Below are 24,871 nucleotides of genomic sequence, written 5' to 3'. Positions count from 1 at the left end.
GGGCGTGAAGGCGCATAACAGGGGTATCACGGCCCGGTTCGCCCTTGGGAACAGCGGCGGATCCGGGCCGGTGTGCTGTCAGTACCGGGTGATAGAAAGAGCCGTCTGTAACTGCCTGAGTACGACTCTGAGTCCTTCACGAACCTCAGGGCGTGGCTAAAAATCAGTGAGCGAGGGGGACACACGCTGATGACTCAGCCGCCCAACCAACCGCCCCAGCAGGGCGGTTTCGGAGCACCGCAGGACCAACCGCCCCAGCAGGGCGGCGGCTTCGGCGCGCCCCTGACCCCACCGCCACCCCAGGGCCCGCCCGCCCAGCCACCGTCGGCCCCGCAGGGCCCGCCCGCCCAGCAGCCCGGTTACGGCTACCCGCAGCAGCCGGGGCCCTACGGCCAGCCGCAGCAGCCGGGCCCGTACGGCACGCCCGGCCCGTACGGCCAGCAGCCAGGCCCGTACGCCCAGCAGCCGGGCCCCTACGGGCAGCAGCCGGGCCCCTACGGGCAGCCCCAGCAGCCCGGCCCGTACGCCCAGCCCGGCTACGGCTACCCGCCCCAGTTCCCCGGCGCGCCCGGCACCCCGCCGCCCGGCTCCGGCTCGCGCAACCCCTTCAAGGGCAAGCCCGCGATGGTGATCGGGGCCGCGGTGGCGGCGCTGCTCGTCATCGGCGGCACCATGTGGGCCGTGTCGGGCGACGACGGCGACGGCGACAAGAAGCCGGTCGCCAAGCAGAGCGACGACTCCAAGCCCACCGCCACCGACAGCCCGGTCAACCCCGGTGACGGCAGCGGCGACGGCGGCGAGGACCCCGAGGACTTCAACGCCGACCGGCAGGCCGGCGAGGCGAAGGTGCTCTGGTACAAGGAGGCGCCCGACGCGCCCGCCTCCGGCGCCGACGCCCCCGGCATGTGGATCACCGACAAGACCGCGGTGAAGGCGGCCTACAAGGACCTCGTCGCCTACAACGTCGGTAACGGCACGCCCACCTGGGACGCCATCACCTTCAAGGAGAAGATCTGCGCGGTCACCCCGCAGCAGACCTCCGACAACAAGATCGTCGTCGCGTACATGAGCGGCTCCAGCGACCGCGCCAAGTGCAACCAGCTCCAGCAGATCGACCTCGACACCGGCGAGAAGGGCTGGAGCGGCACCGTCTCCGACGGCGAGCTGTTCGACAGCGCGCTCACCATCGAGCTCTCCATCACCGGCAAGACGCTGATGGTGGGCCGCTCGCAGTCCGGCTCGGCGTTCGACATGGCGACCGGCAAGAAGCTGTTCGACAAGACGAAGTACGGCGACGCCTGCTTCCCGACCGCCTTCGCGGGCGGCGCGAAGCTGATCTCCGTCGCCTCCTGCGACGCCACCGGCGCCAACGAGCACGACGAGATGCAGGAGCTGGACCCGACGACCGGCAAGGTCAAGTGGACCCAGAAGTTCGACAAGGGCTGGACGGTCTCGCACACCTTCTCCGTCGACCCGCTGGTCGTCTACAGCACCAACCAGGACAAGAACGCCTGGAACATCGCCACGTTCAAGTCCGACGGCACCTTCCGCTCCCAGGTCGGCTTCGACGAGGACTTCGCCCCCGACTGCGGCTTCACCGTCCTGCAGCGCAACCTCACGGGCTGTGGGGGTGTGGCGTCCGACGCCGCCACCCTCTACCTGCCCACCGAGGCGAAGAGCGGCCCCAACGAGATCGTCGCCATCAACCTCGCCGACGGCAAGGAGAAGTGGCGCGTGAAGTCCCCGACCGACGAGTCGATGACGCCGATCAAGGTCGAGGACGGCAAGCTCGTCGCCTACGTCGAGCCGTCGTACGACACCGCCGGGCAGGTCGTGTCGATCCCCACGATCGGCAGCAGCCACAAGACGTCGAAGCTGCTGCAACTGCCGAAGGCCACCTCCGAGATCGAGAACAGCTTCTTCTCGCGGGACATCGACTGGGTCGACGGGCGCTTCTACATCTCCAGCACGCAGCTGTCGGGCAGGGACGAGGCGAAGGAGAAACTGATGCTCGCCTTCGGCAAGTGAGCCGGCCGACGCCCCCGCCCCGCCTCCGACTTCTCCCGCTCCGTCTCCCCGAGGTACCCACACCATGACCCAGCCGCCGCCCCCACCGCCCAACCAGCCCCCGCAGGGGGGAGGCTTCGGCGCGCCCCAGCCCCCGTCCGGCCCGCCGACCCCGCCTGCCCCGCAGCCGGGCTACGGCTACCCGCAGGCCCCCCGGACACCGCCGCCCGGCCCACCCCAGCAGCAGCCGGGCTACGGCCACCCCCAGCAGGGCCCGCCCCCGCAGGCGCCGCCCGGCTACGGCTACCCCGGGCAGCAGCCTCAGCACCCTCAGCAGCCGAACCCGTACGCGACGCAGCAACAGCCGCCGTACGGCCAGCCGCCCCAGCCGAACCCGTACGGCCAGCAGCCGGGCTACGGCTACGGCTACCCGGGCCAGCCGACCATGCCGATGCAGCCGCAGGCCGCCACCGGGGGGCGGAAGTTCAACGCGCAGGTGGCGATCATCGTCGCGGCGGTCGTGGCGATCGCGCTGATCATCGGCGGCGGTGTCTGGTACGCCTCGTCCTCCGGCGACGACACCAAGAAGGACGACACCGCGAGCTCCAGCGGCGGCACCGGCGGCAAGGACGACAAGGGCGGCTCCGGCGGCACGACCTCCGGCGGCAAGGAGAAGGCACCCGCCGACCCCAGCGCCCAGCTCCTCTTCAAGGTGCCCTCGCCGCAGGTCGGCGAGGACGACAGCGCCTCGGTGAACGGCTCCTGGCTGACCGACAAGGCGTACGTCAAGACGGGCTTCGCCGAGATCGGCGGCTACGACCTCGACAAGGGCACCAAGCTGTGGACCATCAAGCTGCCCGGCGAGGTGTGCCAGGCCAGCCGGTTCGCCACCGACGACGACAAGACGGCGATCGTCTTCCGGCCCAAGATGCAGTCCAAGAACGACACCGCGGCCTGCAGCCAGGTCGCGGCGATCGACCTCGCCGGCGGCAAGAAGCTCTGGGAGAAGACCGTCTCCTCCGGTGACTACCCGCTCTCCTTCGACAACATCACCATCAGCGGCAAGACCGTCGCCGTGGGCAGCAGCGACGGCGGCGCGGCCTTCGACATCGGTTCCGGCAAGGTGCTGTGGCAGCCGAAGCAGACCGACACCTGCTACGACGACGGCTACGGCGGCGGCCCCAAGCTCGTCGCGGTGCGCAAGTGCGGCGACTACGAGGCGCGCGAGCTGCACATCCAGACCATCGACCCGGCCTCCGGCAAGGTGATCTCCGAGTACAAGCTGGCGAAGGGCATCGAGTACGCCAGCATCGTCTCCACCGACCCGCTGGTCGTGGCCGCCGACGTCGGCGACAGCGCCGGTGACGGCAGCGGCATCTCGGACTTCTTCTCCATCGACAACAAGACCGGCAAGCTGCGCACCCGCATCTCGGCGCCGGGCGACGCGTACGCGGCCCGCTGCGACGGCATCACCAGGATCGAGTACTGCACCGGCCTGGTCGTCGGCAACGACCGCCTGTACATCCCGACGGAGGAGCACGACGGCACCGGCGAGTACAGCCGCACCAACGAGATCGTCGCGTTCGACCTGGGCACCGGCAAGCAGACCGGCCAGCGCGCCGACGCCGGGGACGGCTACGAGATCACCCCGCTGCGCATGGACGGCAGCAACCTGATCGCGTACAAGCGCCCGCCGTACGACGAGGGCGGCCAGGTGGTCACCATCGCCGGCGGTTCCTTCAAACAGACGAAGCTGCTGCAGAACCCGGACACCGAGTCGGTGCGGGACATCGAGACCAGCATGTCCCCGGACTACTCCGAGATCCTCTACGCCCAGGGGCACCTGTTCATGGCGCAGGTGTACGCGGACTCCTCCAGCGGCGGCGAGAAGGAGTACCTGGCGGTCGGCTTCGGCACGAAGAGCTGACGCCGTCCCGCACGGTCGACCCCGCCCCTGCTCAGGGGCGGGGTCATTCGCGTACCGCTCATCGCCCTCCAACGAGGGGTATTTCGACGATCCAGGGCACTTCTCACCTGTAGGGGAAGCGCAACGTCGTACAAACGTGTAGCTTCCGGGGGCATGAAGGGCGGGGGTGCCGGGGGGCGCCGGGGGAGTGGGGGGTTGGCTCGATGGGAGTGCGGCTGATGGTGGTCGACGACCACCGACTGCTGGCCGAGGCACTGGCCTCGGCGCTGAAACTGCGGGGACACCGCGTGCTGGCCGCGGCGGCACCGGCCGCCGGTGCGGCGGAACTGGTGATCACCCGAGCGCCGGAGGTGTGCCTGCTGGGCACGGCGACACCGGCCGAGCCGGGCATGTTCGACCCGGTGATCCGCATCAAACGGGAGCGCCCCCAGGTGGCGGTCCTGGTCCTGGGCCCCGTACCGAGCCCCCGAGGCATCGCGGCCGCCTTCGCCGCGGGCGCGTCCGGCTACGTACGCCACGACGAACGCATCGAGGCCGTGGAACGAGCCATCATGAAGGCCAGGGCGGGCGAGGCGGCCGTGGCCCCGCAGTTGCTCCAAGGCGCTTTCAGCGAGCTGCTCAACCCCGCGGCCCAACCGGACGACGAAGGCCAACGCCTCCTCGACATGCTCACCCCACGCGAGATCGAGGTCCTGGTCCGCGTCGCCGACGGCGAGGACACCCGCCTCATCGCCGCCGGCATGAACATCGCCCCCTCCACGGCCCGCACCCACGTCCAACGCGTCCTCATGAAGCTGGGGGTGGGGTCGCGACTTGAGGCGGCGGCTTTGGCGGCGCGCACAGGGCTGCTGGACCGTGCGGGACCTCTCCCGCACGAACCGCGCCCATCGGATTCCTGACACGCCCCTTCGGCGGCATACAGGAAGGGGTGCAGAGGAGGGCGAAGGACTTCATATGACGAACGGTCTACAGGCGGCTGATCAGGTGATCAGCCTCGTGCGTGGCAACGAGGACCTGGCGCATCACGGCGTCGGCTGCTCTCACGAGGTGATCGCCAGAGCGGAAGCGGAGATGTCTCTCTCCTTTCCGCCCTCCTACAGGCGGCTCATTGAGGAGTTCGGCACTTGGGACGTCCCGCCCACCGAGTTTCTCGGCGTGTACCAGACACCGGCCAAGGGGGATGAGCTGCTGGGCACCCCTGCCCACACCAGAGAGGATCGCGTCGTGCTCGGCCTTCCTCACCACTTCATGGTCGTCATGCACGACGATGTCTGGGCCGTTGTCGTTCTCGACACCTCCCAGCCGGACCAGGACGGCGAGTACCCCGTCTTCGCATGGAACCCGGGAGTCCTCGACGGCGGCCTCATGGAGAAGATCGCGGACAACTTCGGGGAGCTCGCGCTCAAGGAGTGTCAGCAGAATTTGAGCTGGTCCTCTCCGTAAGACGGAGGCAGGACAGGGGCCGCCAGGCAGGCGAGGCGGGCCTGCTGGACCGCGCGGGCCTGCACCTGGGCACGGACTAGAAGTCCAACCCACGTGACAGCAAAGGCAGATGGCGCTCGTACAGCGCCGCCAGGTCCTCCTTCCCGTCGCCCTCCACCCAGTGCCGTACGAGCGTGGTGAACACAGCGATGATGGCCGCTGCCGCGCACCTGATCTCCAGGTCGGTCGCCTCGCGGCCGGTGCGTTCGGCGATGATGGCGGCGATGGCGTCCTCGCTGCGCTGCTGTTCCACGACGTTGCGGGCGCGGATCGCGGGATCGTTGAAGGTGAGCCTGCTGCGCAGCAGGAGGTCCTCACGGTCCTGTTGGAGCATCTGGCCCATCGGGCCCTTCAGGGAGTTGACGATCGCGTCGACGACGGGCTCGTCGGCCGGGCGGCTACGCAGGGCCTCGGCGAGGGCGGGGTCGTACTCGTCCTGGATGACCACGTCCTCCTTGGTCGGGAAGTACCGGAAGAACGTGCTCGACGAGACCTCCGCCGCCTCCGCGATCTGGTCGACCGTGGTCGCCTCGTAGCCGTGCTCGGCGAAGAGGCGGTAGGCCTCGCGCCGGATGCGCTCACGGGTCTGCTGCTTCTTGCGCTCCCGCAGGCCGAGGGGCGCGGCGGAGGTCTCGTGCATCGTCATGCCACCGATTCTGCGTGCTGGGCGGTGGACCGGGCCACCGTCCGGGAGCAGGTCGAGCGGCCCGGCATGAACACCGCGGCCAGGACGGCGGCCAGCAGGGCGATCGTCCCGCAGGCCGTCAGGACCAGGTCCATGCCGTGGACGAAGGCCTCGTGGGCCGAGGTCGCGAGGCCGGTGTCGTGCAGCTGGGCGGCCACGGCGTCGGCGCCGGAGACCGAGTCGCGGGCCGCGTGCGCCGCCGTGCCGGGCAGGCCGTCGGTGTGCAGGCGGGCCAGGTAACCGTAGCCGAGCAGGCTGCCCAGGCCGGCGACTCCGAGGACCGAGCCGAGCTGCTGGACGGTCTCCAGGAGGCTGGTGCCCGAGCCGGTGTTCCCCTCGGGGAGCGCGCCCATGACCAGGCTGGTCGCCGGGACGACCGCGAGACCGAAGCCGAGGCCGGTCAGGGACAGCCACAACGCGGTGAAGCCGTAGCCGTCGGAGGTGTTCGTGGTCGCGCCGAGCAGGGACCCGGCGGCCAGCAGGAGCAGGCCGAGCGGTACGACCGTTCGGGCACCCAGGCGTGGCACGACGGCCTCGCTCGCGGTGGCCGCCGCCATCAGGCCGCCGATCAGGGGCAGGACGCGGATGCCGGTGCCGAAGGAGTCGTTGCCCAGAACGGCCTCGAGGTACTGCGGGACGACGAACAGGATGCCCATGACCGCGAAGTTGACGAAGACGGCGATCAGCGTGCCCCACAGGAAGCGGCGGTCGGTGAAAAGACGCAGGTCGACGATGGGGTGCTCGGTGCGGCGCTCGCGCAGGACGAAACCGGTCAGCAGTCCGGCCGCCGCCGTGAGCGGGGCGAGGACGGAGGCGGACGTCCAGCCGTCGCGGGGGATCAGGATCGTGCCGTAGACGAGCGCGGTGATGCCGAGGCCGCCGAGGACGGTGCCGAGGGTGTCGAACGGGGCGGTGGTGGTGCGCCGGTCGTCACGCGGCAGCAGCCACAGGCCGGCGAGCAGCGCCAGGACGGCGACGGGCAGGTTGAACAGGAACACCGAGCCCCACCAGAAGTGGTCCAGGAGCCAGCCGCCGACGACCGGCCCGACGGGCATGCCCAGCGCGGTGGCGGCGGTCCAGACGGCGATGGCCTTCGGCAACTCGTCCTTGGCGAAGACGCGCGGCAGGATCGCCATCGACAGCGGCATGATCGCGGCGGCGCCGAGGCCGAGCACGGCCCGGGCCGCTATGACCTGGCCGGGCGAGCCGGCGAATGCGCCGCCGAGCGAGGCGAGCCCGAAGAGGGTGATGCCGGACAGCAGCAGGCGCTTGTGGCCGTATCGGTCGCCGAGCAGGCCGACCGGGAGCATCGCCACGGACAGGGCGAGCAGATAGCCGCCGCCGATCCACTGCAACTGGGAGCTGTCGGCGTGGAGTTGGTCCGCCATCGTCGGCAGAGCCACGTTGATGACGGTTCCGTCGAGGCCGACGATCAGCACGCTCAAGGTGAGCGCGGCGAGGGCGAGCCAGCGGCGGGGGGAAGGGCGCGGAGCGAGTGCGGTCATGGGGACCTCCCACTAGGAAGCAGCCTGTAGTGAGAGGCTACTCCTAAATGGGAGTGGACTGTCAATATTTAGTGCTCTCTCAAATGGGAGTCGACTTTCGTTATTTTGCCGCGTATGCCCGCCAGGAGGTGCGCCAGGACGGCGGGCGTGGTCGTGAGGACCGTGGCGGGGGTGTCGCTTTCGCGGAGGTGGAGGGTGGTGGGGGTGGCGGCGAGTTCGATGCAGGTGTTGCCCTCGCCGCCCCCCGAGAACGTGGACTTCTGCCAGCGCGGGGCATGCTTCATGGACGCTCACAGCTCCTTGGTCATGCGGTGGATGAAATCCCGTGACGTTGTGGGGTCCAGCGACGCCTTCTCCACCTTACGGAACAGTGTTCGGAGCCGTTTCAGCTGTGCTTCCGCGTCGATGAACAGGGTGCCGGTGGGGGCGTCACGCAACACGGTGTCGAGCTGGGGCAGGGGTCCGCCCATGTACATCATCGACGCATCGGCACCGGCGAAGCCGTCCTGATCTGTGGGAATGACGCGTACGGCGGCGTGACCCTGCTCGATCCGGTCGAGGATCCAGCGGAGTTGGGCGAGGGACGTCCGGCGGTCGGCCACACGGACGCGCAGGGCGAACTCGTGGACGATCGTGACGTACGGGGTGGGGTGGTCGCCCTCGATGACCGAGCGTCGTCGCATTCGGTGTTCCACCCGGGGTGCAAGCTCGCTCTCGGGCAGTTCCGGCCGCATGTAGCTGAAGACCGCCCGGGCGTAGTCGGGGGTCTGGAGCAGCCCGGGAACGTGAGTGATGACGACCTCGTGCAGGAACGTCGCGTGGTGCTCGGCTTCGGCTACATCCAGGTTCACCTGGGGCAGTACCCCTCGGTACTCATCCCACCAGCCGCGTGTGCGGTCGCTCGAGATGGCCACGAGGGCCTCGACCAACTCCTCGTCCGTACAGGCGCAATGAGCCGCCAGCCTGCGTAGTCGCTCTTCGCTGATCCCCGAACTGCCCGCTTCGATCTGGCTCATGTGTGCCGAGGTCGTTCCAAGTAGCCCGGCCACCTCCTTGGCGGGCTTGCCGGCGGCGTCCCGAAGTTTGCGCAGCTCGGCCCCCAGGCGAACCTGTCGCGCCGTGGGCTGGTTCCGCATGGTCATCCCTGTAACTGCCTCTCTGGGACTCCTCGTTCGGGGGACAGATTACGGGAGGCGCTTGCAAGGGTAGGAATTTCTACCCTACCGTCAGTGACGCGTCCTTCACGCTGCGGAAGCGCACCACTCCGTCCTGCCACGACGGCTGCGGCACTGCCACCGCCCCCAACTGCCCTGGAGCTGAGCCATGTCCGAACCCTGGGAGTACTCCCTCTCCATCCCCAACGACCCCAGAGCCGTCACCGTCTGCCGCCGCACCCTCCGCCTGATCCTGACCCTGCACGGCCTGTTCAGCCTCGCCGACACCGCGGAGCTGATCGCTTCGGAGCTGATCTCCAACGGCCGTACTGCACACGAAGGGCCCCGCGGCGCTACGGGTGCACTGGGCGGGCGGGGTCCTCCGGATCGGCGCGTGGGACGCGGACCCAGAACCGCCGGAGCCGCCGAGCCGGTGGGACGAACACGCCGAAGCGGAGAGCGGCCGGGGCCTGGCCCTCACGCGCGCGTGCGCCGACGTGTGGGGCTGGCAGCCGCTGTCGGACCAGGGGAGCCGGGGCAAGCTCGTCTGGTGTGACCTGCTTGCGGCGTAGCTCGTTGATCACATCGGACAGAAAGGAGAGCCGATGGTCGGCTCGTCGCACGAGGCACTGCACCGGATCTTCCAGAAGGATCCCGCGCTGCTCACCCACGCGCTCCAGCAGGTGTTACACATCCCCTTTCCCGAGCCGCACGACTTCGCCGCCCTGAACGTCGACCTCACCGAGATCGAGCCCATCGAGCGCCGCGTGGACACGCTGCTGCGGGCCGAGACCGACGAGGGGCCGTATCTCCTGGTCGTGGAGTCGCAGGGCAAGCCGGACGAGAGGAAGCGCGGTAGTTGGCCCTACTACCTCAGCTACCTGTACGAGAAGCACCGCTGCGAACCGGTTCTCATCGTCGTCACCCAGAACACCCCGACGGCCCGCTGGGCTGCCCAGCCCATCCACCTTGGTATGCCCGGTGCGCCTTCGCTGACGGTGCGGCCCTTTGTTCTTGGCCCTGACAACGTTCCCGTCATCGCGACTGAGCGCGAGGCCAAACGAGATCCGGCCCTTGCGGTGCTCTCGGCCATGACACACGGCCGTGGGCCGCAGGCTGCGGGCATACTGGAATCGCTGGTAGCCGCCCTGAAGACCATCGACGCGGACAGTGCCGCGGTATTCGTGCAGTTCGTCGATTCGTGCCTGGCAGACCCCCAGGTTCAGCAATTGTGGAGGGACTTGATGACGGCGACGCAGTACTTCTGGCGACACCCGCTCGCCGAGGAGGTACGGGAGGAAGGCAGAGTCGAGAAGGGCGTCGAGATGACGCTGAAGATCCTCGAGTGGCGGGGGATCCCGGTGCCTGATTCTGTTCGTTCCCGGGTCGAGACGTGTGCCGATGAGGAGTTGCTCGATCTCTGGGCGCGTCGGGCCATGAACGTGGAGAACGCGGAAGAGTTGTTCGATGGCGACGGTGCCTGACACGACTGACGACGCGGGGGGTGGTACGCGGGTCCCGTGGAGGCTTCCTTCGTACATCTGGCACGAGAACATCCGCCGGGCATGGCTCGAAGCGGCGGAACGCGCCTTCAGGGAAGGCTACGAGGAAAGTGTCCGCGTGAGTCTCGAGCGCTCGGTGATTCTCCGGCTCTTCTACTGGCGGCGTATCGACGTGCCGCCCTCAGTCATGCAGAGACTGCTGGAAACCGAAGACCTCGCCCAGCTCCAGGCCTGGCGTGAACGTGCGTATCACGTCACCGCCCCAGAGGACTTGTTCGCCGCCGAGTAGTCGGTACCTGACAGGGCTGGACCCGCCTACGGCTCCAGCCCCACCCCTGTTGCCCGGACTACTCCGGAACCTTCTCTTCCGACACCGGCAACGGCGGCGCAGGCGGAGCGGTCGGCCTCAGCCGCAGCCACACCAGGAAAAACACCCCCAGCGCCAGCATCCCCAGCCCCGTCCACAGGTTGATGTTGATCCCCTGGGCCTTGTCGATGTCGGCGTCGCTGTCGGTGAGTCCAGTAATGATCAGGATGACGCCGTACAGGACGAACAGGCCGCCGATGATGCGGCGCAGGTCGAAGATGCGGGCCGCTGTCGCGGACTTCTCCTCCAGCTCGGTGACCTCGCGCTGGACGTCCGCCTCGGAGTACCCCGCCCGCCGCAGCCGCTCCGCCGCCTCGGCGCGCTCGTCGGGTTCGAATTGCTCAGACATGTTCTTTCCATCCTCCCGCGGTAAGCGTCAGCCGACTCAGAACGAGAACGGGATGTAGCAGGCGGCAGCCAGGATCACCGCGCCCCACCCCAGCAGCGCCGGCTTCCGGTACCACGCGTCGTCGCCCGCGGCCGGCGGCTCGGCCATACCGGGGGAGCGGGTGCCGTAGACCAGCCCCTGGAGCTCCTCCTCCGGCTTCGGCGCGGTGAAGAGCGACACCGCCACCATCACCACCGCCCCCGCCACGAAGCCCGCGATCGCAGACACGAAGTTCGCGCCCTGGTCGGAGGGGATCGAGATGACGTCCTGCTTGTAGAGGACGAAGTAGTTGACCATCGCGGCCGTGGTGCCCGCCAGCAGCCCCCAGAAGCCCGACTTCATCGACGCCCGCTTCCAGAACATGCCGACGATGAAGACGACGAACATCGGCACGTTGAAGAAGCTGAACAGCGTCTGGAGGTAGCTCATGATGTTCGAGAACGAGGACGCCAGGAACGCCGTGCCCACCGACGCAGCGACGCCGATCGCTGTGATCAGGCGGCCGAAACGGACGTAGTACGCGTCCTCCCGGCCCCGCACCACGTACCGCGCCCACACGTCGTTCGTGAACACCGTGTTGAAGGACGACACGTTCGCCGCCATGCCCGCCATGAACGCCGCCAGCAGACCGGTGACGGCGATCCCGAGCACACCGTTCGGCAGCAACTGCGACATCAGGTACGGGATCGCGTCGTTGTACTGCAGATCCGAGCCCGACGTCCCGATCTTCGGCACCAGCACCGCCGCCACCAGCCCCGGGATCATCACCAGGAACACGATGAAGATCTTCGGGTACGCCGCGATCAGCGGCGTCCGCTGCGCCGCCGACAGGTTCTTCGCGGACAGCGCCCGCTGCACCTCCGCGAAGTTCGTCGTCCAGTAGCCGAAGGACAGCACGAACCCGAGCCCCAGCACGATCGTCAGCCAGTTCGCCCCCAGCGGGTTGTCGCTGCCGATGCCCGTGCCGCCCCACGCCGTGACGAAGTCGCCCCCGTGCGTCTTCGTCAGCGAGTCCGTGAGGCCGTCCCAGCCGTTCACCCGCTTCAGACCGAGCACCGAGAGCGGGATCAGCGCCGCCAGGATCACGAAGAACTGCAGCACCTCGTTGTAGATCGCCGAGGACAGGCCGCCCAGCGTGATGTACGCGAGGACGAAGAAGCCGGCGACGACGATCGCGACCCACTGGGGCCAGCCCAGCAGCGCCTCGACGACGATCGCCAGCGCGTACAGGTTCACCCCGGCGATCAGGATCGCCGCGAAGGCGAACAGCAGCGAGCTCAGCAGGTGGGCCGCCTTGTCGAAGCGCAGCAGCAGGAACTCGGGGACCGAGCGGACCTTGCTGCCGTAGTAGAACGGCATCATCACCAGGCCGAGGAAGACCATCGCCGGGATGGCGCCGATCCAGTACCAGTGGACGGTGTACGCGCCGTACTGAGCGCTGTTGGCGGCCATGCCCAGGATCTCGGTGGCGGCCAGGTTGGCCGAGATGAAGGCCAGGCCGGTGATCCACGCGGGCAGGGAGCGGCCGGAGAGGAAGAAGTCCAGGCTGGTCTTCACCGAGCGGCGGGCGGCGAAGCCGATGCCCAGAACCACGACGAAGTAGATGCCGAGGATCGTGTAGTCGAGCCAGTTCGTGGGGAGGCGCAGTTCCGCCGCGAGGTCTGTTGCCAGGTCTGTCGCGAGATGTGTGGGGGTTCGCATGCACTGCCCGCTTCTTTTGGTGTTCTTTGTTTGATTGTGATGGTGACGAGCGTGGGGGTTTGTGGTTTGATGTGTTTGCTTCTGTTGAGTGCTTTGAGCGCCTTGAGTGTCTAAAGCGGTGTAGGGATGGGGAGTCCGGAGTGAAGAAGACTTCGACCCGGCTGGCCGACGGTCGTGAGCTGATCTACTACGACCTGAAGGACGACTCGCTGCGCGACGCGGTGGACCGGCGCCCCCTGGAGCGGACCGTCACCACCTCGGAGGTGCGCCGCGACCCGCTGCTCGGCGACTCGGTCGCCATCGCCTCGCACCGGCAGGGGCGCACCTACCACCCGCCGGCCGACGAGTGCCCCCTGTGCCCCTCGCAGGGCGACCGGCTGAGCGAGATCCCGGACTCCTCGTACGACGTCGTCGTCTTCGAGAATCGTTTCCCCTCGCTCGCCGGTGACTCCGGCCGCTGCGAGGTCGTCTGCTTCACCTCCGACCACAACGCGTCCTTCGGAGACCTCACCGAGGAGCAGGCGCGACTGGTGCTCGACGCGTGGACCGACCGGACGTCCGAGCTGTCGCATCTGCCCTCCGTGGAACAGGTGTTCTGCTTCGAGAACCGCGGCGCCGAGATCGGTGTGACCCTGGGGCACCCGCACGGGCAGATCTACGCCTACCCCTTCACCACGCCCCGCACCGCCCTGATGCTGCGCCAGCTCGCCGCCCACAAGGACGCGACCGGCGGGGAGAACCTCTTCGACGCCGTCCTGGAGCGTGAACTCGCCGACGAGCGGGTCATCCTGGAGGGTGAACACTGGGTGGCATTCGTGCCATACGCCGCGCACTGGCCGTACGAGGTCCACCTGTACCCCAAGCGCCGCGTGCCCGACCTGCTCGGCCTCGACGAGGAGGCGCGCACAGAGTTCCCCAAGGTCTACCTGGAACTCTTGAGGCGCTTCGACCGTATCTTCGATGGGCCGGGTGGAGGGAAGGACGGGGCGGGTGAGCCTCCGACGCCGTACATCGCCGCCTGGCACCAGGCGCCGTTCGGCCAGCTGGAGGAGTTCGACGGCGTCAACCGCGACGACTTCGCGCTCCACCTCGAGCTTTTCACCATCCGCCGCACTTCCGGCAAGCTGAAGTTCCTCGCGGGTTCCGAATCCGGCATGAACGTGTTCATCAACGACGTGCCGCCGGAGCGCGCGGCCGAGCGACTGCGAGAGGTAGCGAGTTCATGAGCGGGAAGTATCTGGTCACGGGTGGTGCGGGGTACGTCGGCAGCGTGGTCGCCCAGCACCTGCTGGAGGCGGGGCACGAGGTCGTCGTCCTCGACAACCTGTCCACCGGCTTCCGCGAGGGCGTCCCGGCCGGTGCCTCCTTCATCGAGGGCGACATCCGCGACGCCGCCAAGTGGCTCGACTCCTCCTTCGACGCCGTCCTGCACTTCGCCGCGTTCTCGCAGGTCGGCGAATCGGTCGTGAAGCCCGAGAAGTACTGGGACAACAACGTCGCCGGCACGATGGCGCTCCTCGGCGCCATGCGCGAGGCGGGCGTGCGCAAGCTCGTCTTCTCCTCCACGGCCGCCACGTACGGCGAGCCGGAGCAGGTCCCGATCGTCGAGACCGCCCCCACCAAGCCGACGAACCCCTACGGCGCGTCCAAGCTCGCCGTCGACCACATGATCACCGGCGAGGCCAAGGCCCACGGCCTGGGCGCCGTCTCCCTGCGCTACTTCAACGTGGCCGGAGCCTACGGCGCGCAGGGCGAGCGCCACGACCCCGAGTCGCACCTCATCCCCCTCGTCCTCCAGGTCGCCCAGGGCCGCCGCGAGGCGATCTCGGTCTACGGCGACGACTACCCGACGCCCGACGGCACCTGCGTACGCGACTACATCCACGTCGCCGACCTGGCCGAGGCCCACCTGCTCGCAGTCGAGGCCGCGCAGCCCGGCGAGCACCTGATCTGCAACCTCGGCAACGGCAACGGCTTCTCGGTCCGCGAGGTCATCGAGACCGTCCGCCAGGTCACCGGCCACCCGATCCCCGAGGTCGTGGCCCCGCGCCGCGGCGGCGACCCCGCGGTCCTGGTCGCCTCCGCCGCCTCCGCCCGCGAGAAGCTGGGCTGGAACCCGTCCCGCGCGGACCTCGCGGGTATCGTCGCGGACGCGTGGGAGTTCGCGCAGAACATCGCTAGGGAGCAGTAGTGGGCGCAGAGCAGGTACGGGACGGCTTCGTCGAGCTGTACGGAGCCGAGCCCGAGGGTGTGTGGTCGGCGCCGGGCCGGGTCAACCTGATCGGCGAGCACACCGACTACAACGACGGCTTCGTGATGCCCTTCGCGCTGCCGCACACCGCGATCGCGGCCGTCTCCCGCCGCGAGGACGGCGTCCTGCGGCTGCACTCCTCCGACGTCCAGGGCGGCGTGGTCGAGCTGCGGCTGGACGACCTGGCACCCGAGGCGGACAAGAACTGGACGGCGTACCCCGCGGGCGTCGTCTGGGCCCTGCGCGAGGCCGGCCACCCGGTCACCGGCGCGGACGTCCACCTCGCCTCGACGGTCCCGTCGGGCGCGGGCCTGTCGTCGTCGGCGGCCCTGGAGGTCGTCATCGCGCTCGCGCTGAACGACCTCTACGACCTCGGCCTCCAGCGCTGGCAGCTGGCCCGCCTGTGCCAGCGCGCCGAGAACGTCTACGTCGGTGCCCCCACCGGCATCATGGACCAGACCGCGTCCGCCTGCTGCGAGGCCGGCCACGCCCTGTTCCTCGACACCCGCGACCTGTCCCAGCAGCAGATCCCCTTCGACCTGGCCGCCGAGGGCATGCGCCTGCTCGTCGTCGACACCCAGGTCAAGCACGCCCACAGCGGCGGCGAGTACGGCAAGCGCCGCGCCGGCTGCGAGAAGGGCGCGGCCCTCCTGGGCGTCAACGCCCTGCGGGACGTCCCGTACGCCGACCTGGACGCGGCCCTGGCCCGCCTCGGCGACGAGGAGGAGGTCCGCCGCCTGGTCCGCCACGTCGTCACCGAGGACGAGCGGGTCGAGCGGGTGGTGTCCCTGCTGAGGTCGGGCGAGACCCGCGCCATCGGCCCGGTCCTCACCGAGGGCCACGCCTCCCTCCGCGACGACTTCCGCATCTCCTGCCCCGAACTCGACCTCGTCGTCGACACCGCCCTCACCACCGGCGCCCTCGGCGCCCGCATGACCGGCGGCGGCTTCGGCGGATCGGCGATCGTCCTCGCCGAGGCCGCCGATGTCGACACCATCACCAAGGCGGTGGAGGAAGCCTTCGCCACGGCCGGCTTCACGGCACCGCGCGTCTTCGAGGCGGTGCCTTCGGCGGGGGCTCGGCGGGTGAGCTGAGCAGTTCCGCTACTCTCGTCAGCCCCGTACAACTGTGCGGGGCTGACTGCTTTTCGGGGAGTGCGGGGCCTGATGAAGGACGAGGAGACCGTCAGACACTTCGACGGCCGCGGCCGAGTCGAGGTCCAGCTCAGTGCTCGCGACGTCCCGAAGGCGGGCCGCGTCGAGGAGATCGCCCATGCGCTCGGCTACCGGCTGCTCGCCACCGAGACGCTGGGCCGCTCGGGGCTGCTGCTCCGCTTCGAACGCGACGACTTCCCGCAGGCCCGCCGCAGGGCGGAGCTGACCATCGAACGGCTACGGGCGGGCGGTCCGGTGCTCCCGGCGATGGAGCCGCCTCCGCCCCCGCCACCGGCTCCTGCCCCGCCCGTCACACCGCGAGAGCCCGCCCCCCGCCCCCGGCGTTCGCTGGAGCCCCAGCCGCCGCCACCCGCGGCCCCGCCCGGACATCGGGTCCCGCCGCGGCCGCCGTATCCACCCCCGCCCCCACCACCGCCTTCCGCGTGAGTACGGGAAGGTGCTGCCCCGCTCACCCCAATCTCTTCGTCAGCGTGAACTCCGTGTGCCCCGGCGGGTAGTCCTCGATCACGCACACCACCGCGTACCCCCGCCGTTTGTAGAACTCCGGGGCCTGGAAGTCCCAGGTCTCCAGGCGGGAGTGGGTGCAGCCGCGTTCGGAGGCGAGGTGTTCCGCCTCGGTGAGGAGGCGGGTGCCGAGGCCGGTGCCGTGATGGGGGGTGTCGACCCAGAGGTAGGTGACGTGGAGCCAGGTGGTCCAGGTGTGGCCGACCAGGCCGCCGGCGAGGGCGCCGGTGTCGGTCAACGCCCAGACGTGGAGGGGGCGTTCGCGTTCGGCCGGGGTGCCGCGGAGGGCTCGTAGGACGGGGGAGGCAGCTGTGTTGGTGTCGAGGAGCCGGGAGCGGAGAAGATCGCGCCGGGATTTGTCGACTTCTGTCTCGATACGAAACATGCGGCACACCATAAACGCCCAGGACAGCCAGTTCTGCAAATCGACTTCCGCTCCTGCCTCCCGCCCGTACCCTGATTTACAGCACCGGTGGGGGCCGGTGCTGATCAGGGGGCGAGACAAGTCGGGTACGACGCCCGCGGTGGGGTAGCAGTTTCTGCACGGCGGCGGCCGTGCGGTGGCGACCCCTCGGGGCGTCGTACCCGCGCCGGTCGTCGTTCTCCGGGCCTGGGTATCCCCTGCTCTTTCAGGAGCTTGGGGAAGGGGGTTTCGTGGTTCGCATCCGAGTCCTGGTCGTCGACGACCACCGTATCTTCGCCGAGTCGCTCGCCGCGGCCCTGGCCGCCGAGCCCGACGTCGACGTGTCCGCCGCCGGCAGCGGCCCGGCCGCGCTGCGCAGTCTGGAGCGCGCGGCGGCGGAGGGGCGCCGGTTCGACGTGCTGCTCGTCGACGCCGATCTGGGCGGGAGCCTGCCGGGCGTGCGGCCCGCGGTGCCCGTGCAGGAGGTGGGTGAGGACGGGCTGGTCGACGGGATCTCCCTCGTCGCCGGGGTCCGTACGGCGCAGCCCGCCGTACGGATCGTCGTGCTCGCCGAGAAGGACGATCCACGCCGTGCCGCCCTCGCCCTGCAGGCCGGGGCCTCCGGCTGGGTGGCGAAGGACTGCTCGCTGTCGCGGCTGCTCAACGTCATCCGGGGAGTACTGCGGGACGAGACGCACCTGCCGCCCGCCCTGCTCACCGGCGTGCTGCGCGAGCTGACCGCCGCCCGCAAGCACCGCACCGAGAGCGAGCGGCTGGTGGAGTCCCTCACGCCCCGCGAGCGTGAGGTGCTGCGGTGCATGGTCGCCGGACTAGGGCGCAAGGCGGTTGCCGAGCGGCTGTTCCTCTCCCCGCACACCGTCCGTACCCATATGCAGAACGTCCTCGGCAAGCTCGGCGTCCACTCCACCCTCGCCGCCGTCGCTCTCGCCCGGCGCGCCGGGGTGGGGCCCGTCGACCTAGCCGGGGATGTTGTCGAACGGGGCGGTCAGCTGGCGTAGCAGCCCCGCCAGCTCGCCGCGCTGGGCCCGGGAGAGCTCGGCGAGGATCGCGCGCTCCTGGTCGAGGAGCCCGGCGAGGGCCTGGTCCGCCCGGTCGCGGCCCTCGGCGGTGAGGCGGACCAGCACACCGCGCCGGTCGCTCGGGTCCGGCAGACGCTCCACCAGGCCCTTCTTGGCCAGGCGGTCGATGCGGTTCGTCATCGTGCCCGAAGTGACGAGTGTCTGGGTGAGCAGTTGACCGGGGGAGAGCTGGTACGGCGATCCCGCGCGCCTGAGCGCGGTCAGGACGTCGAACTCCCACGGCTCCAGCTGGTGCTCGGAGAACGCCAGACGGCGTGCGCGGTCCAGATGCCGGGCCAGTCTGCTGACCCGGCTGAGCACCTCGAGCGGTTCCACGTCGAGGTCCGGGCGCTCCCGGCGCCACGCAGAGACCAGCCGATCGACCTCGTCCTCCATGACGATCAGTGTAGTGGTTGTGTCGACATGAAGTCTCTTGACGTCAAGAGACTTCAGGGGGGAGGCTTGACAGGACCCCACCTCGCACCCCGCGATCTCCGAGGGAGGCCCCGCCATGCCCGCCCCCGTCTGGGACCCCGCCCAGTACCTGCGCCACGCCGGCCACCGCGCCCGCCCCTTCACCGACCTCCTCGCCCGCGTCCCCGACCTCCCCGGTGACCCGCCCCGCATCGCCGACCTCGGCTGCGGCCCCGGCAACGTCACCGCCCACCTCGCCGACCGCTGGCCCACCGCCCGCATCACCGGCTACGACAACTCCGCCCAGATGCTCCAGCAGGCACAGGAGTACGCCGGACCCACCCCCGGCGGCGGACACCTCGACTTCGCCCACGCCGACGCCACGACATGGGTGCCGCCGCGGACGTACGACCTGATCGTGTCGAACGCCGCGCTCCAGTGGGTCGAGGGGCACCTCGACGCCTTCCCGGCGTGGCTCGACGGCCTGGCCCCGGGCGGCACCCTCGCCTTCCAGGTCCCCCACAACATCGACGCGCCCCTGCACACCCGCATGCGCGAGCTCGCCCACACCCCGCGCTGGAAGGACCGGCTCGCAGACGTCCTGCGCCGCACGGACTCCGTCCACGCGCCCGGGGTCTACCTCGACCGGTTCGCCCGGCTCGGCTGCGAGACCGACGTGTGGGAGACGACGTACCACCACGTCCTGAAGGGCGACGACCCCGTCCTCGACTGGGTCAAGGGCACCGGCCTGCGCCCCGTCCTCACCGCCCTCGCCGACGACCCCGAGGCCCGCGACACCTTCGTCGCCGAATACCGCGACCTGCTCCGCGAGGCCTACCCGCGCACCGAGTACGGCACGGTCCTGCCGTTCCGCCGGCTCTTCGCGGTGGCCAGGAAGGCGGCCTGAGATGCTCACCGCCGTCGACCACGTCCAGCTCGCCGCCCCACCCGGCTCCGAGGCCGTACTGCGGCCCTTCTACGTCGACGCCCTCGGCATGACGGAGATCCCCAAGCCGCCGGTGCTCGCCGCGCGCGGAGGCTGCTGGTTCCGGGCGGGGAGCGTGCAGCTGCACCTCGGCGTCGAGGACGGCTTCCGCCCCGCGCAGAAGGCCCACCCGGGGCTCCGAGTCACGGACATCGAGGCGTACGCCGCCCGCCTGCGCACACACGGGGTGACGGTCACCTGGGACACCGGCCTCCCGGGCCACCGGCGCTTCTACGCCGAGGACCCGGTGGGCAACCGGCTGGAGTTCCTGGAGCCCGCCCCAGGCGTTTGAGCGGCACCCGCCGGGTTACCCGATGTGACGACACCGGAGTCAATCGAGTGGGAGTGATCGACGGTGGCACACGAGGAGAAGTCCAAGGCGAAGGCGGAGCAGGCCAAGGGCAAGGCCAAGGAGGCCGCCGGCCGCGCGGTGGGCAACGAGAGGCTGGAAGCCGAGGGCCGGGCCGACCAGGCCAAGGGCGACGCACGTCAGTCCAAGGAGAAGGCCAAGGACGTCTTCCGGCACTGACGACGACACATGAGTGGGCCCCCACCCTGACGGGTGGGGGCCCACTCATGTCTCTCAGGCCTTCCGCCGCCCGATCAGGTGCGGCTTCGCCTCCAGCCCGTCCAGCCCGTGCCACGCCAGGTTCACCAGATGCGCCGCCACCTCCGCCTTCTTCGGGCGGCGCACGTCCAGCCACCACTGGCCGGTCAGGGCGACCATGCCGACCAGGGCCTGGGCGTAGAGGGGGGCCAGCTTGGGGTCGAAGCCGCGGGACTTGAACTCGCGGCCCAGGATGTCCTCCACCTGGGTGGCGATGTCCGAGATCAGCGACGCGAAGGTACCCGTCGACTGGGGGATGGGGGAGTCACGGACCAGGATGCGGAAACCGTCCGTGTACTCCTCGATGTAGTCCAGCAGGGCGAACGCGGCCTGCTCGCACAGCTCGCGGGGGTGACCGGCCGTGAGCGAACTCGTGACCATGTCCAGCAGGCGCCGCATCTCACGGTCCACGACGACCGCGTACAGGCCCTCCTTGCCGCCGAAGTGCTCGTAGACCACCGGCTTGGACACCCCTGCCTTCGCCGCGATCTCCTCCACCGACGTGCCCTCGAAACCCTTCGCCGCGAACAGCGTGCGCCCGATCTCCAGCAGCTGCTGGCGCCGCTCCGCACCGGTCATCCGGGTGCGACGCACACGCCGCGGCTTCTCATTGCTCGGGGTGCTGCTGGAGTCGGTCGCCACGGCGTCAATCATGCCGCCTCGGCCGTCTCCTTCCGGCGCCGGGAGCCGCCTTCCCCGGTGTTCCGGCGCGAATCGATACGCGAGCGTGACGGCCAGCGCACGTCGTACGCCCAGCCGAACATCTCGAAGATGCGGATGAAGCGCGCCGAGGAATCCACCTGACCGCGCTCCACACCGTGCCGCGCCGACGTCGGGTCCGCGTGGTGCAGGTTGTGCCAGGACTCGCCGCACGACAGGACCGCAAGCCACCACACGTTGCCCGAACGGTCCCTCGACTTGAAGGGCCGCTTGCCGACCGCGTGACAGATCGAGTTGATCGACCAGGTGACGTGGTGCAGCAGGGCCACGCGGACGAGGGAACCCCAGAAGAAGCCGGTGAAGGCGCCCCACCAGGACATCGTCACCAGACCGCCGATCAGCGCGGGCAGCGCCAGCGACACGATCGTCCACAGCACGAACTGGCGGGAGATCGCCCGGATCGCCCCGTCCTTGATCAGGTCCGGCGCGTACTTCTCCTGCGGTGTCTGCTCCTCATCGAACATCCATCCGATGTGTGCCCACCACAGGCCCTTCATCAGAGCCGGAACCGTCTCACCGAACCGCCACGGAGAGTGCGGGTCACCCTCCGCGTCCGAGAACTTGTGGTGCTTGCGGTGATCCGCCACCCAGCGGACCAGCGGACCCTCCACCGCCATCGACCCCATGATCGCCAACGCGATCCGCAGAGGCCGCTTGGCCTTGAAGGAGCCGTGCGTGAAGTAGCGGTGGAAACCGATCGTGATGCCGTGGCACCCCAGGAAATAGAAGAAGACCAGCAGACCGAGATCCAGCCAGCTCACCCCCCAGCCCCACGCCAGCGGCACCGCCGCGAGCAGCGCGAGGAACGGGACGGTGATGAAGAGCAGAAGGGTGATCTGCTCGATCGAGCGTTTCTGCTCCCCACCCAGCGTGGCGGAGGGCACGGCCTGGTCGTCGCTCGCCCTCTGGGCGTCTTGGATCACGTCGGAACTTGTGGTCATGGGCGTCCCCTGTGGGGTCGAGGGTTGTGAGAGATGCCGGGTACATGAACCGAGCGGGAGTCGAGCGGGACTCACCTACGGTTCCGTAACCTACGGCGTCGTAAGTATGGCAGCGTGTCGCCCCGCGGCAAGAGCCCGAGAGTCTGCGCGTCCGCACCGACACCTATCCTGGGAGTCGGTCGGACAGCGCGGTCCGCTCTGAATCCTTCCCGGATGTTTCCGCCCCTAAGCGGCGCCAGCCGCGCTGGGACGCCCTCCGGGTTCCCCTCCCGGACGAGCTTCAACACTGCAAGGAGCCGCACCTGTGAGCAGTGCCGACGACCAGACGACGACCAGCAGCGAGCTGCGCGCCGACATCCGCCGACTGGGTGACCTCCTCGGGGAGACCCTCGTCAGGCAGGAGGGCCCCGAACTCCTCGACCTGGTCGAAAAGGTCCGCCGCCTCACCCGCGAGGACGGCGAAGCCGCCGCCGAACTGCTGCGCGGCACCGAACTGGAGACCGCCGCCAAGCTCGTCCGTGCCTTCTCCACCTACTTCCACCTGGCCAACGTCACCGAGCAGGTCCACCGCGGCCGCGAACTGCGCGCCCGCCGCGCCGCCGAGGGCGGCCTCCTCGCCCGCACCGCGGACCGCCTCAAGGACGCCGACCCCGAGCACATCCGCCAGACGGTCCGCCACCTCAACGTTCGCCCGGTGTTCACCGCACACCCCACCGAAGCCGCGCGCCGGTCGGTACTCAACAAGCTCCGGCGCATCGCCGCGCTCCTCGAAACCCCCGTCATCGAGGCCGACCGCCGCCGCTACGACATCCGCCTCGCCGAGAACATCGACCTCGTCTGGCAGACCGACGAACTGCGCGTCGTCCGCCCCGAACCCGCCGACGAGGCCCGCAACGCCGTCTACTACCTCGACGAACTCCACGCCGGCGCCGTCGGCGACGTCCTCGAGGACCTCACCGCCGAACTCGAACGCGTGGGCGTCACCCTCCCGGACGACACCCGCCCGCTCACCTTCGGCACCTGGATCGGCGGCGACCGCGACGGCAACCCCAACGTCACCCCCCAGGTGACCTGGGACGTCCTCATCCTCCAGCACGAACACGGCATCAACGACGCCCTGGAGATGATCGACGAGCTGCGCGGCTTCCTGTCGAACAGCATCCGCTACACCGGCGCCACCGAGGAGCTCCTGCAGTCCCTCCAGGCCGACCTCGAACGCCTGCCCGAGATCAGCCCCCGCTACAAGCGCCTCAACGCCGAGGAGCCCTACCGGCTCAAGGCCACCTGCATCCGCCAGAAGCTCGAGAACACCAAGCAGCGCCTCGCCAAGGGCACCCCCCATGCGGACGGCCGCGACTACCTCGGCACCAGCGAACTCCTCGCCGACCTCACCCTCATCCAGACCTCGCTGCGCGAACACCGCGGCGGCCTCTTTGCCGACGGCCGCATGAACCGCACCATCCGCACCCTCGCCGCCTTCGGCCTCCAGCTCGCCACCATGGACGTCCGCGAACACGCCGACGCCCACCACCACGCCCTCGGCCAGCTGTTCGACCGCCTCGGCGAGGAATCCTGGCGCTACACCGACATGCCCCGCGAGTACCGCAGCAAGCTCCTCGCCAAGGAACTCCGCTCCAGAAGGCCCCTCGCCCCCACCCCGGCCCCCGTCGACGCCGCCGGCGCCAAGACCCTCGGCGTCTTCCAGACCGTCAAGCGCGCCCTGGAAGTCTTCGGACCCGAGGTCATCGAGTCGTACATCATCTCCATGTGCCAGGGCGCCGACGACGTCTTCGCCGCCGCCGTCCTCGCCCGCGAGGCCGGCCTCCTCGACCTCCACGCCGGCTGGGCCAAGATCGGCATCGTGCCCCTCCTGGAGACCACCGACGAACTCAAGGCCGCCGACACCATCCTCGAGGACATGCTCTCCGACCCCTCCTACCGCAGGCTCGTCGCCCTGCGCGGAGACGTCCAGGAAGTCATGCTCGGCTACAGCGACTCCTCCAAGTTCGGCGGCATCACCACCAGCCAGTGGGAGATCCACCGCGCCCAGCGCCGCCTGCGCGACGTCGCCCACCGGTACGGCGTCAGGCTCCGGCTGTTCCACGGCCGCGGCGGCACCGTCGGCCGCGGCGGCGGCCCCTCCCACGACGCCATCCTCGCCCAGCCCTGGGGCACCCTCGAAGGCGAGATCAAGGTCACCGAACAGGGCGAGGTCATCTCTGACAAGTACCTCATCCCCTCCCTGGCCAGGGAGAACCTGGAACTGACGGTGGCCGCGACCCTCCAGGCCTCCGCCCTGCACACCGCACCCCGCCAGTCCGACGAGGCCCTCGCCCGCTGGGACGCCGCCATGGACGTCGTCAGCGACGCCGCCCACCACGCCTACCGCAGGCTCGTCGAGGACCCGGACCTGCCGACCTACTTCCTCGCCTCGACGCCGGTGGACCAGCTCGCCGACCTGCACCTGGGCTCCCGGCCCTCCCGCCGCCCCGGCTCCGGCGTCTCACTCGACGGCCTGCGCGCCATCCCCTGGGTCTTCGGCTGGACCCAGTCACGGCAGATCGTCCCCGGCTGGTTCGGCGTCGGCTCCGGCCTCAAGGCACTGCGCGAGACCGGCCTCGACACCGTGCTCGACGAGATGCACGAACAGTGGCACTTCTTCCGCAACTTCATCTCCAACGTCGAGATGACCCTCGCCAAGACCGACCTGCGCATCGCCCAGCACTACGTAGACACCCTCGTCCCCGACGAGCTCCGCCACGTCTTCGACACCATCAAGGCCGAACACGAACTCACCGTGCGCGAGGTACTGCGCGTCACCGGAGAGAAGGAACTCCTGGAGGCCCACCCCGTCCTCAAGCAGACCTTCGCCATCCGCGACGCCTACCTCGACCCCATCTCCTACCTCCAGGTCACCCTCCTAAAGCGCCAGCGCGACGCCGCGGCCGCAGGCGAAGAACCCGACCCGCTCCTCTCCCGCGCCCTGCTCCTCACCGTCAACGGCGTGGCAGCGGGCCTGCGCAACACCGGCTGACACCGTCCGCCCGAACAAAGGTGCCCCCGAGGACCGAACG

25 protein-coding genes and 1 pseudogene are annotated in these 24,871 nt (G+C 69.6%); 16 read left to right on the top strand and 10 right to left on the bottom strand.

All coding sequences use genetic code 11. From position 1 onward, the window contains the following. The first annotated feature begins 189 nt into the window (after positions 1–189). From ACGFNV_RS12390 to ACGFNV_RS12375, 4 genes are all read left to right on the top strand, one after another. Positions 190–2,028, top strand: a complete 1,839-nt coding sequence (locus ACGFNV_RS12390) for a PQQ-binding-like beta-propeller repeat protein (RefSeq protein ID WP_393621739.1) — start codon at positions 190–192, stop codon at positions 2,026–2,028. A 64-nt stretch (positions 2,029–2,092) separates the two neighbouring features. Next, positions 2,093–3,934 carry a PQQ-binding-like beta-propeller repeat protein gene (locus ACGFNV_RS12385; protein WP_393621737.1) on the top strand — a complete coding sequence of 614 codons (1,842 nt, stop codon included), beginning with the start codon at positions 2,093–2,095 and terminating at the stop codon, positions 3,932–3,934. 203 nt (positions 3,935–4,137) lie between these two features. After that, entirely contained in the window at positions 4,138–4,833 is a 696-nt protein-coding gene (locus ACGFNV_RS12380) for a LuxR C-terminal-related transcriptional regulator (RefSeq protein ID WP_393621736.1), read from the top strand. A 55-nt stretch (positions 4,834–4,888) separates the two neighbouring features. After that, positions 4,889–5,377, top strand: coding sequence for an SMI1/KNR4 family protein (locus tag ACGFNV_RS12375; RefSeq protein ID WP_393621734.1), 489 nt, complete (start codon positions 4,889–4,891; stop codon positions 5,375–5,377). A gap of 76 nt (positions 5,378–5,453) precedes the next feature. Here the strand turns inward: ACGFNV_RS12375 and ACGFNV_RS12370 are convergent, their stop codons facing one another. The 4 genes from ACGFNV_RS12370 to ACGFNV_RS12355 form a co-directional block, all read right to left on the bottom strand. Further along, entirely contained in the window at positions 5,454–6,062 is a 609-nt protein-coding gene (locus ACGFNV_RS12370) for a TetR family transcriptional regulator (protein WP_393621732.1), read from the bottom strand. Beyond that, positions 6,059–7,606 carry an MFS transporter gene (locus ACGFNV_RS12365; RefSeq protein WP_393621731.1) on the bottom strand — a complete coding sequence of 516 codons (1,548 nt, stop codon included), beginning with the start codon at positions 7,604–7,606 and terminating at the stop codon, positions 6,059–6,061. The genes ACGFNV_RS12370 and ACGFNV_RS12365 overlap by 4 nt, the downstream gene beginning before the upstream one ends. Positions 7,607–7,674: 68 nt before the next feature. Beyond that, positions 7,675–7,890, bottom strand: a complete 216-nt coding sequence (locus tag ACGFNV_RS12360; protein ID WP_393621729.1) for a DUF397 domain-containing protein — start codon at positions 7,888–7,890, stop codon at positions 7,675–7,677. Positions 7,891–7,896: 6 nt separating this feature from the next. Beyond that, complete coding sequence (locus ACGFNV_RS12355; protein WP_393621727.1) at positions 7,897–8,748, bottom strand: helix-turn-helix domain-containing protein; 852 nt, start codon at positions 8,746–8,748, stop codon at positions 7,897–7,899. Positions 8,749–8,929: 181 nt separating this feature from the next. Between ACGFNV_RS12355 and ACGFNV_RS12350 the strand changes: the two are divergent. The 3 genes and pseudogenes from ACGFNV_RS12350 (at position 8,930) to ACGFNV_RS12340 (ending at position 10,551) form a co-directional block, all read left to right on the top strand. Next, positions 8,930–9,332, top strand: a pseudogene (locus tag ACGFNV_RS12350) (ATP-binding protein). 33 nt (positions 9,333–9,365) lie between these two features. Then, a complete protein-coding gene (locus ACGFNV_RS12345; protein ID WP_393621725.1) occupies positions 9,366–10,244 on the top strand; it encodes a hypothetical protein in 879 nt (292 codons plus the stop codon). After that, positions 10,228–10,551, top strand: coding sequence for a hypothetical protein (locus tag ACGFNV_RS12340; protein WP_393621723.1), 324 nt, complete (start codon positions 10,228–10,230; stop codon positions 10,549–10,551). Before ACGFNV_RS12345 ends, ACGFNV_RS12340 begins: the two co-directional genes overlap by 17 nt. A 58-nt stretch (positions 10,552–10,609) precedes the next feature. Here ACGFNV_RS12340 and ACGFNV_RS12335 read toward each other — a convergent pair whose 3' ends face one another. Beyond that, positions 10,610–10,978, bottom strand: coding sequence for a hypothetical protein (locus ACGFNV_RS12335; protein ID WP_393621721.1), 369 nt, complete (start codon positions 10,976–10,978; stop codon positions 10,610–10,612). A 36-nt stretch (positions 10,979–11,014) separates the two neighbouring features. Further along, entirely contained in the window at positions 11,015–12,718 is a 1,704-nt protein-coding gene (locus tag ACGFNV_RS12330) for a sodium:solute symporter family protein (protein WP_393621719.1), read from the bottom strand. A gap of 140 nt (positions 12,719–12,858) precedes the next feature. Between ACGFNV_RS12330 and galT the strand changes: the two genes are divergently transcribed. The 4 genes from galT to ACGFNV_RS12310 all read left to right on the top strand — a co-directional run bounded on the left by galT (position 12,859) and on the right by ACGFNV_RS12310 (position 16,570). Next, positions 12,859–13,944, top strand: a complete 1,086-nt coding sequence (galT, locus tag ACGFNV_RS12325; protein WP_393621718.1) for a galactose-1-phosphate uridylyltransferase — start codon at positions 12,859–12,861, stop codon at positions 13,942–13,944. Next, positions 13,941–14,909, top strand: a complete 969-nt coding sequence (gene galE / locus ACGFNV_RS12320) for a UDP-glucose 4-epimerase GalE (protein ID WP_393621716.1) — start codon at positions 13,941–13,943, stop codon at positions 14,907–14,909. The genes galT and galE overlap by 4 nt, the downstream gene beginning before the upstream one ends. Beyond that, positions 14,909–16,063 carry a galactokinase gene (galK, locus tag ACGFNV_RS12315; RefSeq protein ID WP_393621714.1) on the top strand — a complete coding sequence of 385 codons (1,155 nt, stop codon included), beginning with the start codon at positions 14,909–14,911 and terminating at the stop codon, positions 16,061–16,063. Before galE ends, galK begins: the two co-directional genes overlap by 1 nt. A 72-nt stretch (positions 16,064–16,135) precedes the next feature. Then, a complete protein-coding gene (locus ACGFNV_RS12310) occupies positions 16,136–16,570 on the top strand; it encodes a hypothetical protein (protein ID WP_393621712.1) in 435 nt (144 codons plus the stop codon). Positions 16,571–16,592: 22 nt separating this feature from the next. Here ACGFNV_RS12310 and ACGFNV_RS12305 read toward each other — a convergent pair whose 3' ends face one another. Continuing rightward, entirely contained in the window at positions 16,593–17,033 is a 441-nt protein-coding gene (locus ACGFNV_RS12305; protein ID WP_393621711.1) for a GNAT family N-acetyltransferase, read from the bottom strand. A gap of 269 nt (positions 17,034–17,302) precedes the next feature. On the opposite strand from ACGFNV_RS12305, the gene ACGFNV_RS12300 reads away from it, so the two are divergent. Further along, a complete protein-coding gene (locus ACGFNV_RS12300; protein WP_393621709.1) occupies positions 17,303–18,070 on the top strand; it encodes a LuxR C-terminal-related transcriptional regulator in 768 nt (255 codons plus the stop codon). Here the strand turns inward: ACGFNV_RS12300 and tamR are convergent. Then, the gene (tamR, locus tag ACGFNV_RS12295) at positions 18,029–18,526 is read right to left on the bottom strand and encodes a MarR family transcriptional regulator TamR (protein WP_393621707.1); all 498 of its coding nucleotides are present in this window, start codon (positions 18,524–18,526) and stop codon (positions 18,029–18,031) included. The genes ACGFNV_RS12300 and tamR overlap by 42 nt on opposite strands. A gap of 115 nt (positions 18,527–18,641) precedes the next feature. Here tamR and ACGFNV_RS12290 point away from each other — a divergent pair, with 115 nt between their 5' ends. From ACGFNV_RS12290 to ACGFNV_RS12280, 3 genes are all read left to right on the top strand, one after another. Beyond that, a complete protein-coding gene (locus tag ACGFNV_RS12290; RefSeq protein WP_393621706.1) occupies positions 18,642–19,451 on the top strand; it encodes a trans-aconitate 2-methyltransferase in 810 nt (269 codons plus the stop codon). A gap of 1 nt (position 19,452) precedes the next feature. After that, entirely contained in the window at positions 19,453–19,821 is a 369-nt protein-coding gene (locus tag ACGFNV_RS12285) for a VOC family protein (RefSeq protein ID WP_393621704.1), read from the top strand. A 63-nt stretch (positions 19,822–19,884) separates the two neighbouring features. After that, the gene (locus tag ACGFNV_RS12280; protein ID WP_393621702.1) at positions 19,885–20,058 is read left to right on the top strand and encodes a CsbD family protein; all 174 of its coding nucleotides are present in this window, start codon (positions 19,885–19,887) and stop codon (positions 20,056–20,058) included. Between the two features lie 54 nt (positions 20,059–20,112). Here ACGFNV_RS12280 and ACGFNV_RS12275 read toward each other — a convergent pair whose 3' ends face one another. Next, positions 20,113–20,790 carry a TetR family transcriptional regulator gene (locus ACGFNV_RS12275; protein ID WP_393621700.1) on the bottom strand — a complete coding sequence of 226 codons (678 nt, stop codon included), beginning with the start codon at positions 20,788–20,790 and terminating at the stop codon, positions 20,113–20,115. Next, positions 20,787–21,797, bottom strand: a complete 1,011-nt coding sequence (locus ACGFNV_RS12270; RefSeq protein WP_393621698.1) for an acyl-CoA desaturase — start codon at positions 21,795–21,797, stop codon at positions 20,787–20,789. Before ACGFNV_RS12270 ends, ACGFNV_RS12275 begins: the two co-directional genes overlap by 4 nt. A gap of 304 nt (positions 21,798–22,101) precedes the next feature. Between ACGFNV_RS12270 and ppc the strand changes: the two genes are divergently transcribed. Beyond that, on the top strand, positions 22,102–24,831 hold the full coding sequence (ppc, locus tag ACGFNV_RS12265) for a phosphoenolpyruvate carboxylase (RefSeq protein WP_393621696.1): 2,730 nt from the start codon (positions 22,102–22,104) through the stop codon (positions 24,829–24,831). Positions 24,832–24,871 lie beyond the last annotated feature (40 nt).

It is taken from the genome of Streptomyces sp. NPDC048751 (assembly GCF_043198595.1).
In the GTDB taxonomy this organism is placed as follows: Bacteria; Actinomycetota; Actinomycetes; order Streptomycetales; family Streptomycetaceae; genus Streptomyces.
Note: the sequence above shows the minus strand (reverse complement) of the source record. Positions and strands in the feature narration are given on the sequence as shown.

Bases quoted from the DNA above. Each gene is read 5' to 3' on its own strand.
- ACGFNV_RS12390 (WP_393621739.1), top strand. From the start codon at position 190: ATGACTCAGCCGCCCAACCAACCGCCCCAGCAGGGCGGTTTCGGAGCA.
- ACGFNV_RS12385 (WP_393621737.1), top strand. From the start codon at position 2,093: ATGACCCAGCCGCCGCCCCCACCGCCCAACCAGCCCCCGCAGGGGGGA.
- ACGFNV_RS12380 (WP_393621736.1), top strand. From the start codon at position 4,138: ATGGGAGTGCGGCTGATGGTGGTCGACGACCACCGACTGCTGGCCGAG.
- ACGFNV_RS12375 (WP_393621734.1), top strand. From the start codon at position 4,889: ATGACGAACGGTCTACAGGCGGCTGATCAGGTGATCAGCCTCGTGCGT.
- ACGFNV_RS12370 (WP_393621732.1), bottom strand. From the start codon at position 6,062: ATGACGATGCACGAGACCTCCGCCGCGCCCCTCGGCCTGCGGGAGCGC.
- ACGFNV_RS12365 (WP_393621731.1), bottom strand. From the start codon at position 7,606: ATGACCGCACTCGCTCCGCGCCCTTCCCCCCGCCGCTGGCTCGCCCTC.
- ACGFNV_RS12360 (WP_393621729.1), bottom strand. From the start codon at position 7,890: ATGAAGCATGCCCCGCGCTGGCAGAAGTCCACGTTCTCGGGGGGCGGC.
- ACGFNV_RS12355 (WP_393621727.1), bottom strand. From the start codon at position 8,748: ATGACCATGCGGAACCAGCCCACGGCGCGACAGGTTCGCCTGGGGGCC.
- ACGFNV_RS12345 (WP_393621725.1), top strand. From the start codon at position 9,366: ATGGTCGGCTCGTCGCACGAGGCACTGCACCGGATCTTCCAGAAGGAT.
- ACGFNV_RS12340 (WP_393621723.1), top strand. From the start codon at position 10,228: ATGGCGACGGTGCCTGACACGACTGACGACGCGGGGGGTGGTACGCGG.
- ACGFNV_RS12335 (WP_393621721.1), bottom strand. From the start codon at position 10,978: ATGTCTGAGCAATTCGAACCCGACGAGCGCGCCGAGGCGGCGGAGCGG.
- ACGFNV_RS12330 (WP_393621719.1), bottom strand. From the start codon at position 12,718: ATGCGAACCCCCACACATCTCGCGACAGACCTGGCAACAGACCTCGCG.
- galE (WP_393621716.1), top strand. From the start codon at position 13,941: ATGAGCGGGAAGTATCTGGTCACGGGTGGTGCGGGGTACGTCGGCAGC.
- ACGFNV_RS12310 (WP_393621712.1), top strand. From the start codon at position 16,136: ATGAAGGACGAGGAGACCGTCAGACACTTCGACGGCCGCGGCCGAGTC.
- ACGFNV_RS12305 (WP_393621711.1), bottom strand. From the start codon at position 17,033: ATGTTTCGTATCGAGACAGAAGTCGACAAATCCCGGCGCGATCTTCTC.
- tamR (WP_393621707.1), bottom strand. From the start codon at position 18,526: ATGGAGGACGAGGTCGATCGGCTGGTCTCTGCGTGGCGCCGGGAGCGC.
- ACGFNV_RS12290 (WP_393621706.1), top strand. From the start codon at position 18,642: ATGCCCGCCCCCGTCTGGGACCCCGCCCAGTACCTGCGCCACGCCGGC.
- ACGFNV_RS12285 (WP_393621704.1), top strand. From the start codon at position 19,453: ATGCTCACCGCCGTCGACCACGTCCAGCTCGCCGCCCCACCCGGCTCC.
- ACGFNV_RS12275 (WP_393621700.1), bottom strand. From the start codon at position 20,790: ATGATTGACGCCGTGGCGACCGACTCCAGCAGCACCCCGAGCAATGAG.
- ACGFNV_RS12270 (WP_393621698.1), bottom strand. From the start codon at position 21,797: ATGACCACAAGTTCCGACGTGATCCAAGACGCCCAGAGGGCGAGCGAC.